Origin of the sequence: Legionella sp. PC997, assembly GCF_014109825.1 — a bacterium.
In the GTDB taxonomy this organism is placed as follows: domain Bacteria; phylum Pseudomonadota; class Gammaproteobacteria; order Legionellales; family Legionellaceae; genus Legionella.
This window is the reverse complement of record NZ_CP059577.1, coordinates 37,747-53,945: the sequence shown is the minus strand read 5'-3', so window position 1 is coordinate 53,945 and position 16,199 is coordinate 37,747. Positions and strand designations below refer to the sequence as shown.

Sequence of the window (16,199 nt, the reverse complement as noted above, 5' to 3'; positions counted from 1 at the left end):
TGAAATACTCTTATTTCACCTGAGTATTAGTGACAAGGAAACAAGGGATAGGTCATGGCAGCATTTACTAGTGTTACTCAAAACGAACTGCAGCAAATTATTTCACAACTAGAGCAAGCAATTTATAATCATCAACAATGGCACAATTCATTGATTAGAACCTTGATTTGCCGACTGCCTGGAGATAACAACGATTTGCAGCCTGACGCTCATACGCGTTGCCGATTTGGGCAATGGTATTACAGTGGCATCCCAAAAGAAATTCAAGAACATCCTGGAATCATTAATATAGGCGTGTCACACCAACGCATGCATCAATTAACCGCGCAGTTATTACAAAAGGCAAGTATGCCAGAAGGGATAGCCCCTATTGACTACAATCATTTTGCCAATGCCTTGGAGCAGATGCGACTTGAGCTCTCCGCTCTTAAAATGAGTTGGAATATCTGATTCACAGCCGAGATGCGTTGACTGGGGCACTGTCTCGCGTGACGATGCTGTCGACTTTGCGAGAGCAACAAGAAATTATTAAGCGCCAAGGGCAAAGTTGTTGCTTGGTTATGGTGGATTTAGATTACTTTAAAGAGATTAATGATCGGCACGGCCATCAGATGGGAGATCGTGTTTTGGCAACAGCTGTTCGTCTGTTTATTGAGAATCTAAGGGCCTATGATAAAGTTTTTCGTTATGGTGGTGAAGAATTTTTACTGTGTTTGCCATTTACCGATTTGGATATGGGGTTCGCAATGAGTGAACGTCTTCGGAAAGTGCTTGAGGCCATTACCATCGATGATGGCAAGGAGCACTTGATTCAAGTAACTGCCTCTTTTGGTCTGGCGCTGCTTGAGCCTAATAAACCGATAGAGGAGTCTATTGAACATGCAGACAAGGCATTGTATTTGGCTAAGTCCGAAGGACGAAACCGGGTGCGCGTTTGGAAATAGGTAATCCACTGGTTTTATTGAATTACTTAATGGAGAGCGTTAGGTTTAAAAGTTCCTTCCGGGTCACTTAAATCAACTCCATTTGGCATGGTTGCGCGTGGATTTTCAAGATGCAGGGCTTCTTTAATGACCATCGGATACCGTGGGGACATTAATGTATCAATTTATCTTTGGGGTTTTCAATTTAGCTTAATGTGCTTTCCAGATAATGGATAATTATTATCGCTTTTTCTTCACTGAATGGTTTTCTAAAACTACACAAGTGAGGGCTTCCCATTTCATTTTTTATCGGTGGATGTTCGCAGATTAGTGCAATCACTGGAGCTGTAGTAAATGGGTGGTGTTTTTTTATCAATGCAGTCCAATCATAGTCACCTTGTGAATAGTACAAGTAGCTATCAATTAAAAGCATATCATAGCTTTTAGATGTAATTTGCATCAGAGTGTCTTCAATTGAGGGAACGATATCCACGTGTTGTCCAAGCTGCATTAATTGATTTCGGATAATAATGCGAGCAGGAAAAGATGCTTCTGCAACAAGAAAACGAAAAGAATAATTCATTAGTCCTCTGTTCTTTGTTCAAATCCTATTAAAAAGTATAGTGTGTCCAAGGGGATGTTGCGATAATACAAGAAAAACAAGCCGCGTAGCGTCTTTACAAAGCGATTCAATACTTTTTTAGTGGGTCTTCACGCTCAATCTGCTGATTGGTCGATGCAAGACTTGCTAATAAACCTTCAATAAGAAAAGGGAGACATGCCGGCGGATAGTGCAATGAACCCGCCTTCTCCATAACCTGGTTTGCTCTCTTCTGCTGTTATGATGGTATCAATAGGAGCAAATAGTGTTTGATTAATTGCCTCTTCTGTAAAATGAATTTCATGAAGCAATTCAAGAATCTCGGATACTGAATAAAAGTGAGCATATTGAGAAAATGGGTTGTCTTGTTTTGTGGCTTCGTACTGCTGTCCAAGCATCGAATGTTTATCAATCATGCCTATGATAATCTTCCCATTAGGTTTTAAGACTCGTTTTGCTTCGAGAAGTGCTACTAACGGCAAGTCAACATAACATAACGCCGTATTGAATAAGACAAAATCAAATTGCTGTTCCTGGAAAGGCAATGATTCAGCAACCCCTTCGAATACATCAATACCTCTTAATTTAGCGAAATGACTTAATTGAACAGAAGGATCGATGCCTGTTTTTATACCCAATGCGGCAGCAAATCGTCCAGAACCAACGCCCACCTCAAGTCCTTCTCCTGATTGAGGGGTGACTTTCTTTAAGGCTTCAAGTTCCGATTGAAAAACACCTGGATGACTATCAAACCAACCATCATAATCTTCAGCCAATTGGTTAAACATTTTAACTGATTCAATTCCCATATTGACCCAATATTTTATGTTCACTCACGGTGTTGTTGCCCATCAAAAAACGTAAATCGTATGATTTACCTTATGAGCATAGCATTGACAAATAAATACGCAACACCAATATAAAATTTTTTTATTTGGACAGGAGGCAATCGATTGGTTGCTATGAAAAACACAGAACTCTATTTATAAAAAATCATGAAAATTCCGGAGGATATGAATGACCATGCATCACCAGAATCCTGATTAAAGAAAATGTTCTGCAGAATTGTATCGAACGACAACACCAAGTACACTTGGTTTTTAGTCACTTATACAATCAATTGATGAATAAATCGGATTCCTTTTATAACCTGGAAACTCTTGGTGGTATCCTATTATTTATTGCTGCAGTGCTTGCGATAATCGTTGCCAATTCCCCTTATCGTATTGGTTATGAGCATTTTTTGCATATTAATGGCAGTGTTTCTGTTGGGAATCTTTCCATAAAAAAACCGCTAATTCTATGGATCAATGATGGATTAATGGCTGTATATTTCTTATTGATTGGCCTTGAAATTAAACGGGAAATCAATCGGGGAATTTTGAGTAATAAAACCAATCTACTGGCTCCAGCCCTTACGGCATTAAGTGGCTTGCTCTTTCCCGCTTTAATCTTTGCTTTCTTTAATGCTCATAATCCAGTCTATCTAAAAGGATGGGCAATCCCTACCGCTACCGATATTGCATTTACTCTAGGAATCGTCTCTCTTTTAGGCTCACGTGTACCTTTTTCACTCAAAATTTTACTCACTGCCATCGCCATTTTTGATGATATGGCAGCCATTGTTATTATTGCGCTGTTTTATACTGCAAAGTTATCGCTTTTTTCTTTTTCACTGGCATTATTGTTTACCCTGATTTTGATTGGCTTAAATTATTTTAAATGTCGCCGCATTTCAGTATTCATGCTTTTTGGGGTAGCTCTGTGGATCGCCGTATTAAAATCTGGCGTTCATGCAACCCTTGCCGGGATTGTGATTGCCATGACCATCCCTGATGTAGGCAAGGAATCGATGCTGACGCGCCTAGAAGACGGTTTGCATCATTGGGTTGTCTTTTTCATTCTTCCCTTGTTTGCCTTTGCTAATGCAGGGATCACTTTTATAGGGCTTGATTTCTCAATATTTACCCACCCAGTGGTTTTAGGCGTTGGGCTAGGATTGTTTCTTGGAAAACAATTGGGTATTTTCTTATCTTTGGGCTATTTTGTTAAGTTCAAAAAACTTCTTAAGACAGATAAGGTGAATCTTGCTCAAGTTTATGGCATTGCACTTATTTGCGGCGTTGGCTTTACCATGAGTTTGTTTATTGGTTCTTTGGCTTACCAAAACAATGATTCAAGCTTAATGCCCATGGTTAAAATGGGCGTAGTGCTTGGTTCGTTTATATCAGGACTCACTGGATTTTTAATGTTAAAAATGGCCTCAATCAAACGATAACAAAGTATTTTTCTATAGGGACAAACCAATTTAATTAAGGAGAATAATCATGGAGAAAAAGATAGCAATTGTTACTGGTGGTACAGGAGGTATTGGTAGCGCTATTTGTCAACGATTAGCAACAGACTATTCTGTGATTGCCTGCTACTTCAAAAACGGCAATCATGAAGAAGCAATTCAATGGCAAAAAGAGCAACAACAAGCAGGATTTGAAATTGATATACTGTATGCGGATATTGCGCGGTTTAATGATTGTGAACAGCTGGTATCACTGGTTATGGAACGCTACGGTCGTATTGACGTATTGGTTAACAATGCAGGTGTGACTCAGGATTCCAGTTTAAAAAAGATGTCGCCAGAGCAATGGAAAAGTGTAGTGAATGCGAACCTCACCAGTGTATTTAACATGACGCGAAATACACTACCTGCCATGCTTGAGAAAGGGTATGGACGTATTATCTCTATTTCCTCAATTAATGGACGTAAGGGTCAGTTTGGGCAATGCAATTACGCAGCAACCAAGGCCGCATTGTTTGGCTTTACCAAAAGCCTGGCGCTTGAAGTAGCCAGCAAAGGCATTACGGTGAATACTATTTCGCCAGGCTATATTGAAACGCCCATGATTCGCAAAATGCGAGAAGACGTTTTAAATACTATAATTTCAGTCATACCGGTAGGGCGCTTGGGACTTCCGCAAGATGTTGCAGAGGCCGTTGCTTTTTTGGCATCCCCTGCATCGAGTTTTATCACTGGAGCTAATCTGGATGTCAATGGCGGCCAATACATGTAAAAAGCAAGGAGCAATTGCGGTTCAAATACGATTTTGAAACATTGCTCCAGCCCTTTCAAGGAGGAATAAGTAATGCACCGATTTCATAACATTTTATTCGTTAGCCATGGAATTAAGAACGAAACAGAAGCCTTACAGCTGGCGTTAAAATTAGCTTCTAAAAACGAGGCACAGCTTCATATTTTAATTACCTGCCCTCCTTTTCCTGATACGCTTAGTGAGTACAAAACTTCTTATGAAGCATCATTGATTGACAAAATGAACAAAGCCATTCAATTGGCCAAATCAGGGCTTGGGGTATCTAAAAAGAAAATTCCCATCGATATTGAAGTGGATTGTGGCACAACGGGTTTGGGGAGCAATGGAACAGCCAACCGACTTAAGGACTATATTGGTCTTTTAATATCTATAATTCGGTATGTTTCATTTTATAGGATTGTAAACTGTGAAGTTGTTCAAGTATTTTCATTGAATACAGATAGATAACCAATTTTTTTCATCATTAGTAATTAAGTTTTCAAATTACCTATAATAGAACAAATAGTTTTATTGTTTTATTCAATATCTATGATGAATTCTTTAAAAACCTTTATTTTTAGGTAACAATGACGCTTTAACATTACGGCTCTGAAGAAAACTATGAATAAGGGGTATAAATAAATGGGCTGCTCCACTTGTCCTTCTCACAAAGAACCAATGCCCAAACTGTGGCATAATCCTAAAGTCATTACGGCAGCAATAGCCGGTATATTATTAACTATTGGTTTTGTAGGCTCATATTTGACACTACCAAGGATAATTGCTAACGGGTTTTACATAGGCGCGGTGTTAATTGGTGGATATTATTTCGCACGGGAAGCTATAGAAGAATTTTTCAAAGAACATGAAATCGGTATTGAGTTTTTGATGTCTACCGCTGCTATTGTTGCTGGTGTGATGGGACAATGGGCAGAATCGGCAACACTGGTTTTTTTATATTCTATTTCTGAAGCAGCAGAGGGTTATGCTGGTGAAAGGGCGCGACATGCTATCAGAGTATTGATGGAACTTGCCCCAAAATCCGCATTAGTCCGACGTAATAATAGCGAGTTCCTAATACCTTTAGAAGACATTCAAATTGGAGATGAGTTTATTGTTCGTCCTGGTGAAAGCATCGCTACAGATGGAGAGGTCATATCTGGACATTCTAGTGTAAACCAAGCGCCTATCACGGGTGAATCAATTCCTGTTGAGAAATTTGTGGGAAATAAAGTATTTTCTGCAACTATTAACGGCGAGGGGACTCTTACTATTCGCGCTACCAAAAAATTTGCTGAGAACACGTTATCTCGTATTATTTTTCTTGTTGAAAAAGCACAGGATAAAAAAGGTCGCAGTCAACGATTTATAGAGCGTTTTGGCAATCTCTACAGTCCATTCGTTCTTTTAGCAGGGGTACTAATAGCTACCCTACCTCCTCTATTTGGGCTGCATTGGCAAGAATGGGTGCTACGTGCAACGGTGTTTATTGTTGCAGCTGCACCATGTGCTTTAGTAATTTCTATCCCAATTACCCTTGTAGCTGCTCTTGGTACAGCCAGTCGAAACGGAATATTACTTAAGGGTGGGATATATTTAGAAAAATTGGTTCAAATAAAGGTTATTGCGCTTGATAAAACAGGAACCTTAACACAAGGACAACCCAAGGTCACCGATATCATTTCGTTAAATAATTATACTCAGAACCAAATATTAAATGTAGCTGCCACCCTTGAATCGCGTTCCCAGCATCCACTGGCACATGCCATTTTACAACAAGCAAAGGCAGAAAGTGTTGCATATAAACCTGTTGAACATTTTAAGTCATTGACTGGTTCAGGGGTTCAGGGTTTTATAAATGGAGAACAATTTTATATTGGCAATCCAAAATTATTTATTGATATGGGTCTATTGGTAGAAACTGTAATTCAAGAAATAAATAAATTACAGACCGTTGGAAAGACTGTCGTATTAGTAGGAACAGATAAGGAAATTCTCGGTTTAATTGCAATTACTGATCCTCTAAGATCTACAGCAAGGCAGATGGTATCGTCCCTAAAATTGATGGGTATTGAGCGTGTTGTTATGCTCACTGGAGATAACTCGATAACTGCCGCGTCAATTGGAGTTCAAGCAGGTGTAGATGAAGTATTCTCTGATTTATCACCAGAAGATAAGACACGAAAAATTGAGGAACTGGAAAGACGTTACGGTAAGGTAATGATGGTTGGCGATGGAGTAAATGATGCTCCAGCACTTGCAGCAGCACATGTAGGAGTTGCAATGGGCGCCGCTGGAACCGATGTTGCATTAGAAACTGCGGATGTAGCATTAATGGGTGATAATTTATTAAAATTACCTTATCTCATCGAGTTTAGTCATCGAACCTGGAATATAATTTTACAAAATTTAGGACTATCTATAATTGTTATTAGCTCTCTTATTGTCGGGGCGGTAACTGGCTATTTTACGTTGCCAATAGCAGTTTTAGCCCATGAAATAAGTGAGCTTATTGTTATTGCAAGTGGTCTTCGCATGTTAAAATCTTAACTGTAGATGAGCGCATTACAATGCGCTTAATACTCTCTCCAGTTTTTGTCTTACTTCTCCAGCGACCAGATTGATCTCAGGATTGCCGACCAATTCTAATACTGATTTTGGATCCATAAATTCAATATGCACTTTGCCTATATCATCCTGGCGTACAACCACATTACATGGTAGAAGCAAACCTATAGATGGCTCCTTTTCTAAAGCATGATGGGCAAATTGCGGATTGCATGCACCAAGAATTTGATAGGGAGGCATATCTTTATTTAATTTTTTTTTCAAAGTTGCTGACACATCTATATTTGTAAGAACTCCAAATCCCTCTTTTTGCAGTTCTTCAGTAACTTTTTTAATTGCATCATCAAATGAATACAATACTTCTTTTCCAAATCCATATTTTATATTGATCATTCTTTATCCATAAAAATTAACTCAAACCATACCAGATGTTATCATTAATAAATAATTCTTAATATTAAGAATACCATAGGATTGGGGATCTGTAGTGAATTATTCTTGTTGTAAACGATAAATTGTTGCTTTATGGACATTAAACGTTTTTGCAATCTCACTTACCGATTTATCTTCTTGCAAAAGCCGCTTGGCCAATGACTTTTGTTCTTTATTCATTTTTTCAGGTCGTCCAAAACGAACTCCACGTTGCTTTGCAGCTGCGCGACCCGCACCAGTACGTTCACGAATTAAGTCACGCTCAAATTCTGCAATACCTGCGAATACGGTCATGATCATTTTACCGGCATGAGAAGTGGTATCTGCCCAAGGCTCGGAAAGCGAACAAAAGGAAGCCTCTGTTGTTCTTATGCAGTCTATTAATTCTAATAAATGCTGGGTTGAACGCGCCAATCTATCCAATTTCCAAACAACGACTACATCTTCAGGTCGAAGCTGATCAAGTAATCGTTGTAATTCTGGACGATCTCTTTTTGCACCAGAAATTTTTTCCTGATAGATACGTTTACAACCAGCTTCTTTTAGTGCAACTAATTGCAACTCTAAATTTTGATCCGTGGTTGAAACGCGAGCATACCCAATTTTCATAACTAATCCCTAATATTTTATTTGCAAATCATATCGCAAAACAATAGACTTTTGCATCTGATTTTTGCAACGAATTTAAACCTTTAAATAAAGGCATTCAAATTCCGTTGCAAAACTTCTAAGTTTAGCAACAACACCTATTGATTTTGGATAAACATGCCTGTTAGTTTTCTCTCCCCAGTACAATGTGACAATTACGCTAAATATCCTACTGACCTACCACCAGATATCGTAGATAGCCTTTTTTTCCTCGATGATCAGGATATGGAGTGGATTGCAAACAAGCGTGGTGACTTCAGCAGGTTAGGTTATGCATTACAGCTGACAACAGTTCGATTTATTGGAGCTTTTATTTCCGACTTGAATCAGATTCCTCGTGTGGTAATTGAGCGAGTTGCTATTCAAATCAAGGTTAATGATCCTGAAAGTTGCATATCAATGTACATGAAAAGTGAGCAGCGTTGGCGTCATGCTGTTGAAATTCGAGCGCGTTATGGCTATATAGAATTTGCTGAAAAAGGTAGTCGTTATCGTCTTGGTCGCATATTATGTGCACTATGCTGGACTGGTACTGACAGACCTGGAGTGCTTTTTGATCATGCAGTGGGTTGGCTATCGACCAACAAAATATTGTTACCAGGTATTACAGTTCTTGAGCGTTTTGTTGCAGAAATTCGCTCCAGGATGGAGTCTCGCTTATGGCGAATGTTGATTAAAAATTTAAGCGCATCACAACAGGAAAAACTGAATGACCTCTTGGTGGTAGAGGATGACGAACATCTGTCATTGCTTGATAAACTGCGTAAAGGTCCGGTTAGCATCAGTAGCACAGCTCTTGTGCAAGCATTAAAACGGGTTGAGTCTGCCCGCAACATTAGTGTTGAATTACCACTGTACCGCATCCCCGCCTGTAAAATAGCAACACTTGCACGCTTTGCTAATACGGCAAAAATTACAGCCATCAACCGCTTGCCGTTTGAGCGTAAAATGGCGACGCTCGTTGCTTTTGCGAATCATTTTGAGTCAGACTCCCAAGATGATTCTCTGGACGTGCTCAGTATGGTATTGCGTGATTTATTCTCAAAGGCCAAGCAAGAAAATAAAAATACACGACTGCGAACTCTTAAAGATCTCGATCAAGCTACAGCCACATTGGTCGATGCATGTAAATTACTACTGAATACAGAATTATGTGATCATGAAATTCGGGACACAATTTATACAACAGTAGGTCATGAAGCGCTTGTATCTGCAGTTGAAAATGCCACTGCCTTAATCAGGCCGCCAAGTAATGTGTTTTATCATGAGCTTGAACAAAAGGAAAAAACAGTTCAGAAATTTTTACCTTCGCTCCTTCGAGTAATAAATTTTGATAGTAATCAAGCGGGAAAACCTCTTCTTGCCAGTCTTGAATGGTTAAAGGGAAAACAAACGGATGAACCGCCAATGGAGATTATTGGAACATCATGGAAACGTAATATTGTTATTAAAAATGAATGTAGCGTTATCAATTGGCCACAAGACGAACCACGACCCACTTATCGCGTCATAAAGAAACTTGTAAAAACCCAAGATGGTATCATTTTGCATAACGATAAACTTTTATATGCTGACCTTATCAATAAAAAAATTAAGGAAATCGTTGTACCAGAGAAAAAACAATCTCAAGTTGAGAAATTGAAAAAATCCATTTTAAACATGAAGGAAGTTCAAAAAAACGCAAATAATAAAGAGCTTGCATTAATAACATCAATAACTGGCCGGGATAGCAATAGAACTACAATTGACCGAACAGCATATATATTTTGTGTTCTTGATAAATTGCAATCGGCACTGAAACATAGGGATGTGTTCATAAGTCCGAGTTGGCGGTATGCTGATCCAAGAGCCAATCTTTATTCTGGCTCAGAGTGGGAGGCAATACGTCCTATGATTTGCCGCTCATTAAATTTAACAATTGACCCAATGTTAGCCATAACAAGCCTTACAGATGAACTACATCAAGTGTATCGGTTAGTTGCTGCAAATATTGATAATAACCCTGCTGTTCGATTTGAAACAGTTAAGGGTAATGAGGAGCTGATTCTAACTCAGCTTGATGCACTTGATGAGCCTCCATCATTAAAAGCATTGAGAGCTGCTGTAAAAGCCAAATTACCACGTGTCGATTTACCCGAGATGGTACTTGAGATAGCCACACGTACTGGATTTGCGGATGGATTTACCCACATCAATGAAGGAAGTGCGCGTGCTGAGGATCTATTAATCAGTTTATGTGCTGAATTGCTAGCAGACGCTTGCAATACTGGACGAGAACCGTTTGTTCGTGAGGACATACCTGCTTTAAAAAGAGATAGATTGGTATGGGTTGATCAAAATTATATTCGAAATGAAACGATAATGGCGGTCAATGCCATTTTAGTTTCTGCTCAAAATCAAATTCCATTAGCTAAGAAATGGGGCGGAGGCGATATTGCATCGGCTGATGGCATGCGCTTCGTTGTACCGGTTAGAACAGTGCACGCTGCTCCAAATCCAAAATATTTTAAATCAGGTCGTGGTGTCACTTGGTACAATCTAATCTCTAATCAACGAACTGGCTTAAATGCTGTAACAGTACCTGGCACTTTACGTGATAGCCTAATATTGTTAGGCGTTGTTCTTGAGCAACAGACGGAATTACAGCCAACGCGGATCATGACAGATGCAGGCGCATACAGTGATATTGTATTTGGACTGTTTCGTTTGTTGGGACTTCGTTTCAGTCCGCGATTGGCTGATATGGGTGGTGCTAGATTCTGGCGGATTGATCCGTTGGCTGATTATGGAAAGCTCAATGTACTTGCAAAAAGTCGTATAAATATAAATCTTGTTCCTCCTGAGTGGGATGATATTTTACGTTTATTGGCTTCATTAAAACTCGGGAGAGTTCCCGCAGAAGGCATTATGCGCACTCTTCAAGTTGCTGATAAACCAACTCGTTTAGCCAAAGCAATTGCCGAAATTGGGCGAATTGACAAAACTATCCACATGCTCAATTATCTTCATGATGAGTCATTCCGTCGTCAGACTTTGGTACAACTAAATTTGGGCGAAGGCAGACACAGTTTAGGTCGTTCTGTTTTTCATGGTAAGCGAGGAGAACTTCATCAGCGGTATCGTGCAGGGCAAGAAGATCAGTTAGGTGCCCTTGGACTGGTTTTAAATATCATTACACTTTGGAACACTATTTACATGGATGCTGCCATTAATCAATTACGACAAGAAGGCTTCCCCGTATACGATGAAGATGTAGCCAGACTGTCCGCATATGGATATGGTCATATTAATATGCTCGGACGATATTCCTTTGCCATGCCAGATGAGGTAAAACGTGGTGAGTTAAGGCCATTAAGAACAACAGAAAAGCCTTAAGTCGGTTGGCTGTTCCATTGCTCCCCAAGCCCGCACAACACCTGACATCCGAATCATTCGCCATGTCCTTAAAAATTCACATGATCTTCTCATCAAAGAAGCGGAAACACGAGAAGGTATGAAAGGCTTTAAAGCACTGGACATGGAACTATTGCGCAAATGCCCCTGTGCCTTGTTTCTTTATCGTCCGCTTAAGCACACGCAACAGGATATTCGCATTGCAGTGGCTATTGATCCCAAAGATGAAGAAGCAGAAGCCCTGGACCTTTCGCTTCGCTTATTAGAAGTTGCTCATTCATTAAACGTCCGTTATCAGGGTAAATTAAGTATTATTTCCTGTTGGGAATTTGCGCTGGAAAGTTACTTACGGGATAGTGTGTGGTTAAAAATATCTAAAGAAGAATTAGATAGAATAGTCGCTGAAGAAAAACATGTTCATGGATTGCTCTTGCAAGAGCTCATTAAACGGTCTCAAATTTCTGGAGCATACCAAATTGACCATCTGAAAGGACAACCAGAAGAGGTTATCCCCGCCATCATAACCCATAAAAGAATCGATATTTTGGTGATGGGCACCGTCGCACGCACCGGGATATCTGGATTTATGATTGGCAATACTGCGGAAAACATCTTGCAAGACATTGATTGCTCGTTACTGGCATTAAAACCACAAGGTTTTGTATCCCCAGTAAAAGCCTATTAATCAGGGAAAAGAGGACCATGGTGGAATCAAAAAACAACATCCCAGAGCTCTGCTGGCATGAGCAGTCAGCAGAAGCAATTCTCGCGACATTAAATACTACATCAGAATTCGGTTTAAGCGAGGACGAATCGAAAAACAGATTAAAACGTTATGACCTCAATTGTTTACCGGAACCTCAAAGAAAAAATGTTTATTTTCGCTTCTTGCTCCAGTTTCATAACATCCTCATCTATGTGTTACTAGGGGCTGCTCTGGTGACTTTACTCTTGCAACATTGGATAGATACTGGCGTTATTTTAGCAGTCGTCATCATCAATGCCCTAATCGGTTTTATCCAGGAAGGAAAAGCAGAAAAAGCACTGGACGCGATTCGGAAAATGCTGTCCCCTACGGCTACCGTATTACGGGATGGCGAACGACGGCGTATTGCTGGTGAGGAGCTTGTGCCAGGCGATATTGTTTTGCTGGAAGCAGGAGATAAAGTTCCTGCCGATGTACGCTTAATAAAATCTCATGGACTCACCATCCAGGAGGCCATCTTAACTGGTGAATCCATTCCGGTTGAAAAACACATTCATTCAGTCCCAAGAAATGCCGTATTAGGTGACAGGACTTGTATGGCATTTAGTGGGACCCTGGTAACCAATGGTCAGGGCAAAGGCATTGTGGTGGCCACAGGCTCATCCACTCAAATTGGACATATTAGTGGGCTATTGTCAAAAGTAGAGTCTTTAACCACACCCTTAGTCCTACAAATGGGGCTGTTTGCAAAATGGCTGACTTTGTTCATTTTATTGATTGCGGCACTCCTTCTTGCGTATGGGTATTTTGTTCAACATCACCCGTTTGTTGAATTGTTTATGGTCGTGGTTGGTTTATCGGTTGCGGCTATCCCGGAAGGTCTTCCTGCCGTTCTTTCAATTACCTTAGCTATTGGTGTGCAGGCTATGGCGCGACGACATACCATTGTACGTCGACTACCTGCCATTGAAACCTTAGGCGCGGTATCGGTTATCTGTACGGATAAAACAGGTACCCTCACTCTAAATGAGATGACCGTGTCTTCGGTTATAACCAGCAGCCACCTATTTACTCTCGACAGCACCGGTTACGAGCCGGTCGGTGCCCTGATGTTGAATGAACAAATCATTGATCATAACGAGCACCCTGTACTGAAAAAACTGGCCCATGCAGCAATTCTTTGCAATGACGCCATGCTTCGTGAACATGAAGGATGTTGGTCTGTGGATGGGGACCCTATGGAGGGCGCTTTGTTAACCTTTGCAGGTAAGACGGGACTTGTCCTTAAAGAGGAAAACGAATCCTGGAGGCGTACCGATATCATTCCTTTTGATGCCAAGCATCGCTTCATGGCAACTCTTCACCACGACCATTTCAATCATGCGATGGTCATGGTGAAGGGAGCTCCTGAGCAGATTTTGGGTATGTGTCAAGTTCAACAAACAGACTGGGGTGGAACAGAGCCATTAAATGAGTCTTACTGGAAAGAGCAGATGGAAATGATTGCAGCAAGTGGACAGCGCATCCTCGCTTTTGCTGTCAGAAAAATAAAGCCAGAACATATCGTTTTGGAGTTCGCTGATGTTGAAGGGAATCTCACGTTACTTGGGATGGTTGGACTGATTGATCCGCCCAGACCTGAAGCCATTGCAGCAGTGGCAGAATGCCATACAGCGGGCATTCAAGTAAAAATGATCACAGGCGATCATGCCAGTACAGCGGTTGCTATTGGCCGGCAAATAGGACTTAAAAATTTGGATAAGGTATTAACAGACATTGATTTGGATAACATGGATGACGCCGTACTCAGAAATGCTGTATTGCTAACCGATATTTTTGCCCGAACAAGTCCTGAACATAAACTAAGGCTGGTGATGGCATTGCAATCACATGGAATGACTGTGGCCATGACCGGCGATGGGGTCAATGATGCGCCTGCGTTAAAACGAGCAGATGCAGGAATTGCTATGGGGAGAAAAGGCAGTGAAGTCGCCAAAGAGGCGGCTGAATTTGTACTGGTGGATGATAATTTTGCTTCCATTGTAGCCGCTGTACGTGAAGGCCGTACTGTTTATGATAATCTTAAAAAAGTGATTAGCTGGACTTTACCCACCAATGCGGGTGAGTCAATGACGATTATCCTGGCTCTGCTGTTAGGTCTAAGCTTGCCGGTAACGCCGATTCAAATTTTATGGATCAACCTGATTACCGCAGTGACTCTTGGCATTGCCCTGGCCTTTGAGCCGACCGAAGAAGGGACCATGCAAAGACCACCACGCCCTCGAAACGAGCCTTTACTGACCGGCAGCTTGGTATGGCATATGCTTCTGGTTTCTATTCTCTTTATTTGTGGCGTCTTTGGACTCTATTTTTATGCGCTCGATCGCGGTTACTCGCTTGAGTTGGCACGCACAATCGCATTAAACACACTGGTTGTTCTTGAGATTTTTCATTTGTTTTATATTCGCAATATTTATGGAACATCACTCACATGGAACGCAGTACAAGGGACCAAAGTGGTTTGGATGGCGGTCATTGTGATTACTGTGGCACAGTTTGCAATCACCTATTTCGCTCCTTTACAAACCATATTTGTTACTGAAAGTATCCCCTTTGGGGATGGCGTACTCGTCGTTCTAACCGGCGCACTGTTTTTTGCTGTGCTTGAAATTGAAAAGCAACTGCGGTTAAAGCTGATTGCTGTTCGCAAGAGTTAGACTTAAAGAAAATCCATATGACTCATTTGCTTTTCTACAATATTTAATACATTAATAGTTGCTTTGATGTATTGACCATCGAGAAATGTTTTGTGTGCTTTATTAAAATCTGCAACAAACTCTCTTCCAAGACTTTTACATTCATCAAAGTTTGTTCGATTCATTGTCGCAGTTATTGTGCTATTAAAATCTTCTACATTATGACTAATGTATTTTTTGGTTAATTCTGCACATGCCGTGGAAATGTGAATAAAAATGAGTAAAGAAATAGTTAATATTCTGTCCATAGTGATCGTTATATACCCGAGTCATAACAGGGCGTGAATTATATACGAAGATGAACTGAATTCAGAGTATATTAAAGATTAAATATCCTTTACAGCGCATTCAACGGACTTTAGTAAAGCATGTTTCAATTCATTGGCGCAGATTGGGTTAATTTGTAGATGGCGGTAATAAATCATAGGTGACGTGGTCAAATCTATGAAACTACGTCATTTTTTATACATAATTTGCTTTAAAAAAGAGGATATTGAATGTCTACGGTGCCTATTTCGTTAATTAAATTATAATAGTTTTCATTTGTAGAGTATGTTAGCGTCAAGAAAGATGTATCTTGTTTGTGGTCTAAGCTAATTGTGGTATGTTCAAATCCTCCTGGAAATACAATTGAAGGTGTGTCTTTTTTTGTAAGTTTAGTATCGATTTCAAATCCAAGAAAAAGATAATAATTTTCATTTCCTTTTATAAAGGCATTTTCTATCATGACTCCCTTCAAGTCGGTGTCATTGTTTCTTTTAAAAAACATAACTGGTTCGCCTTTGGAATTGTATTCTCTTAAGTGTTGTTTTAAATAAGTATCATTGTACCAATATGCCGTAAACTTTAAATTTAAAAATTCAGGTATTTGGATGTCATAGAAAGTTTTTTTATCATTTGCATTGTGTGTGTCGATTGGTTTTTCTTAACTACGTGGGTATCAAGTACAGACTTATTATTTTAATCTAACAGAAGAATTAATTTTGGGAAAAATAGATGGTTTGGATTACATCTTAAGCAAATCAGCAACCCGCAATTCCTGCAAGTGGGGTTCGCCTATTGCCTCATAAGTGAATGTTACCGAAG

Annotated in this window: 15 protein-coding genes and 1 pseudogene; 9 read left to right on the top strand and 7 right to left on the bottom strand. The window is 40.0% G+C overall.

Features of this window, described 5'->3' with window-relative positions; all coding sequences use genetic code 11:
* The first annotated feature begins 54 nt into the window (after window positions 1-54).
* Window positions 55-450: a CZB domain-containing protein gene (locus tag HBNCFIEN_RS16680; RefSeq protein WP_014845089.1), complete on the top strand. Its 396-nt coding sequence runs from the start codon at window positions 55-57 to the stop codon at window positions 448-450.
* A gap of 44 nt (window positions 451-494) precedes the next feature.
* A complete protein-coding gene (locus tag HBNCFIEN_RS16675) occupies window positions 495-944 on the top strand; it encodes a GGDEF domain-containing protein (protein WP_019350453.1) in 450 nt (149 codons plus the stop codon).
* Between the two features lie 26 nt (window positions 945-970).
* Here the strand turns inward: HBNCFIEN_RS16675 and HBNCFIEN_RS17760 are convergent, their stop codons facing one another.
* The 3 genes from HBNCFIEN_RS17760 to HBNCFIEN_RS16665 form a co-directional block, all read right to left on the bottom strand.
* Complete coding sequence (locus HBNCFIEN_RS17760) at window positions 971-1,096, bottom strand: hypothetical protein (RefSeq protein WP_019350452.1); 126 nt, start codon at window positions 1,094-1,096, stop codon at window positions 971-973.
* 32 nt (window positions 1,097-1,128) lie between these two features.
* Window positions 1,129-1,506, bottom strand: coding sequence for a hypothetical protein (locus HBNCFIEN_RS16670; protein WP_014845091.1), 378 nt, complete (start codon window positions 1,504-1,506; stop codon window positions 1,129-1,131).
* A 176-nt stretch (window positions 1,507-1,682) separates the two neighbouring features.
* Window positions 1,683-2,333, bottom strand: coding sequence for a class I SAM-dependent methyltransferase (locus HBNCFIEN_RS16665; RefSeq protein ID WP_014845092.1), 651 nt, complete (start codon window positions 2,331-2,333; stop codon window positions 1,683-1,685).
* Window positions 2,334-2,647: 314 nt separating this feature from the next.
* Between HBNCFIEN_RS16665 and nhaA the strand changes: the two genes are divergently transcribed.
* The 4 genes from nhaA to HBNCFIEN_RS16645 all read left to right on the top strand — a co-directional run bounded on the left by nhaA (window position 2,648) and on the right by HBNCFIEN_RS16645 (window position 7,160).
* Complete coding sequence (nhaA, locus tag HBNCFIEN_RS16660; protein ID WP_014845093.1) at window positions 2,648-3,802, top strand: Na+/H+ antiporter NhaA; 1,155 nt, start codon at window positions 2,648-2,650, stop codon at window positions 3,800-3,802.
* 49 nt (window positions 3,803-3,851) lie between these two features.
* Entirely contained in the window at window positions 3,852-4,592 is a 741-nt protein-coding gene (gene phbB, locus HBNCFIEN_RS16655) for an acetoacetyl-CoA reductase (RefSeq protein WP_014845094.1), read from the top strand.
* Window positions 4,593-4,664: 72 nt separating this feature from the next.
* Window positions 4,665-5,078, top strand: coding sequence for a hypothetical protein (locus HBNCFIEN_RS16650; protein WP_014845095.1), 414 nt, complete (start codon window positions 4,665-4,667; stop codon window positions 5,076-5,078).
* Between the two features lie 174 nt (window positions 5,079-5,252).
* Window positions 5,253-7,160: a cation-translocating P-type ATPase gene (locus HBNCFIEN_RS16645; RefSeq protein ID WP_012187540.1), complete on the top strand. Its 1,908-nt coding sequence runs from the start codon at window positions 5,253-5,255 to the stop codon at window positions 7,158-7,160.
* 15 nt (window positions 7,161-7,175) lie between these two features.
* Here the strand turns inward: HBNCFIEN_RS16645 and HBNCFIEN_RS16640 are convergent, their stop codons facing one another.
* Window positions 7,176-7,571 (bottom strand): DUF302 domain-containing protein, encoded by a 396-nt coding sequence (locus tag HBNCFIEN_RS16640; RefSeq protein ID WP_012187539.1) that lies wholly within the window; start codon window positions 7,569-7,571, stop codon window positions 7,176-7,178.
* A 99-nt stretch (window positions 7,572-7,670) separates the two neighbouring features.
* The gene (locus tag HBNCFIEN_RS16635; RefSeq protein WP_012187538.1) at window positions 7,671-8,219 is read right to left on the bottom strand and encodes a recombinase family protein; all 549 of its coding nucleotides are present in this window, start codon (window positions 8,217-8,219) and stop codon (window positions 7,671-7,673) included.
* Window positions 8,220-8,375: 156 nt separating this feature from the next.
* On the opposite strand from HBNCFIEN_RS16635, the gene HBNCFIEN_RS16630 reads away from it, so the two are divergent.
* From HBNCFIEN_RS16630 to HBNCFIEN_RS16620, 3 genes and pseudogenes are all read left to right on the top strand, one after another.
* Window positions 8,376-11,633: a Tn3 family transposase gene (locus HBNCFIEN_RS16630; RefSeq protein ID WP_012187537.1), complete on the top strand. Its 3,258-nt coding sequence runs from the start codon at window positions 8,376-8,378 to the stop codon at window positions 11,631-11,633.
* A 40-nt stretch (window positions 11,634-11,673) separates the two neighbouring features.
* Window positions 11,674-12,336: pseudogene (locus tag HBNCFIEN_RS16625) on the top strand (universal stress protein); the annotation flags it as partial.
* Between the two features lie 17 nt (window positions 12,337-12,353).
* Window positions 12,354-15,074, top strand: coding sequence for a cation-transporting P-type ATPase (locus HBNCFIEN_RS16620; RefSeq protein WP_014845097.1), 2,721 nt, complete (start codon window positions 12,354-12,356; stop codon window positions 15,072-15,074).
* A gap of 2 nt (window positions 15,075-15,076) precedes the next feature.
* Here HBNCFIEN_RS16620 and HBNCFIEN_RS16615 read toward each other — a convergent pair whose 3' ends face one another.
* Together HBNCFIEN_RS16615 and HBNCFIEN_RS16610 are read right to left on the bottom strand one after the other, a co-directional pair.
* Window positions 15,077-15,361, bottom strand: coding sequence for a hypothetical protein (locus HBNCFIEN_RS16615; protein ID WP_014845098.1), 285 nt, complete (start codon window positions 15,359-15,361; stop codon window positions 15,077-15,079).
* A gap of 230 nt (window positions 15,362-15,591) precedes the next feature.
* Window positions 15,592-15,882 carry a hypothetical protein gene (locus tag HBNCFIEN_RS16610; protein WP_014845099.1) on the bottom strand — a complete coding sequence of 97 codons (291 nt, stop codon included), beginning with the start codon at window positions 15,880-15,882 and terminating at the stop codon, window positions 15,592-15,594.
* Window positions 15,883-16,199 lie beyond the last annotated feature (317 nt).

What these genes read in the sequence shown, in the direction of transcription:
- HBNCFIEN_RS16680 (WP_014845089.1), top strand. Translation starts at nt 55, where the DNA reads ATGGCAGCATTTACTAGTGTTACTCAAAACGAACTGCAGCAAATTATT.
- HBNCFIEN_RS16675 (WP_019350453.1), top strand. Translation starts at nt 495, where the DNA reads ATGCTGTCGACTTTGCGAGAGCAACAAGAAATTATTAAGCGCCAAGGG.
- HBNCFIEN_RS17760 (WP_019350452.1), bottom strand. Translation starts at nt 1,096, where the DNA reads ATGTCCCCACGGTATCCGATGGTCATTAAAGAAGCCCTGCATCTTGAA.
- HBNCFIEN_RS16670 (WP_014845091.1), bottom strand. Translation starts at nt 1,506, where the DNA reads ATGAATTATTCTTTTCGTTTTCTTGTTGCAGAAGCATCTTTTCCTGCT.
- HBNCFIEN_RS16665 (WP_014845092.1), bottom strand. Translation starts at nt 2,333, where the DNA reads ATGGGAATTGAATCAGTTAAAATGTTTAACCAATTGGCTGAAGATTAT.
- nhaA (WP_014845093.1), top strand. Translation starts at nt 2,648, where the DNA reads ATGAATAAATCGGATTCCTTTTATAACCTGGAAACTCTTGGTGGTATC.
- phbB (WP_014845094.1), top strand. Translation starts at nt 3,852, where the DNA reads ATGGAGAAAAAGATAGCAATTGTTACTGGTGGTACAGGAGGTATTGGT.
- HBNCFIEN_RS16650 (WP_014845095.1), top strand. Translation starts at nt 4,665, where the DNA reads ATGCACCGATTTCATAACATTTTATTCGTTAGCCATGGAATTAAGAAC.
- HBNCFIEN_RS16645 (WP_012187540.1), top strand. Translation starts at nt 5,253, where the DNA reads ATGGGCTGCTCCACTTGTCCTTCTCACAAAGAACCAATGCCCAAACTG.
- HBNCFIEN_RS16640 (WP_012187539.1), bottom strand. Translation starts at nt 7,571, where the DNA reads ATGATCAATATAAAATATGGATTTGGAAAAGAAGTATTGTATTCATTT.
- HBNCFIEN_RS16635 (WP_012187538.1), bottom strand. Translation starts at nt 8,219, where the DNA reads ATGAAAATTGGGTATGCTCGCGTTTCAACCACGGATCAAAATTTAGAG.
- HBNCFIEN_RS16630 (WP_012187537.1), top strand. Translation starts at nt 8,376, where the DNA reads ATGCCTGTTAGTTTTCTCTCCCCAGTACAATGTGACAATTACGCTAAA.
- HBNCFIEN_RS16620 (WP_014845097.1), top strand. Translation starts at nt 12,354, where the DNA reads ATGGTGGAATCAAAAAACAACATCCCAGAGCTCTGCTGGCATGAGCAG.
- HBNCFIEN_RS16615 (WP_014845098.1), bottom strand. Translation starts at nt 15,361, where the DNA reads ATGGACAGAATATTAACTATTTCTTTACTCATTTTTATTCACATTTCC.
- HBNCFIEN_RS16610 (WP_014845099.1), bottom strand. Translation starts at nt 15,882, where the DNA reads ATGTTTTTTAAAAGAAACAATGACACCGACTTGAAGGGAGTCATGATA.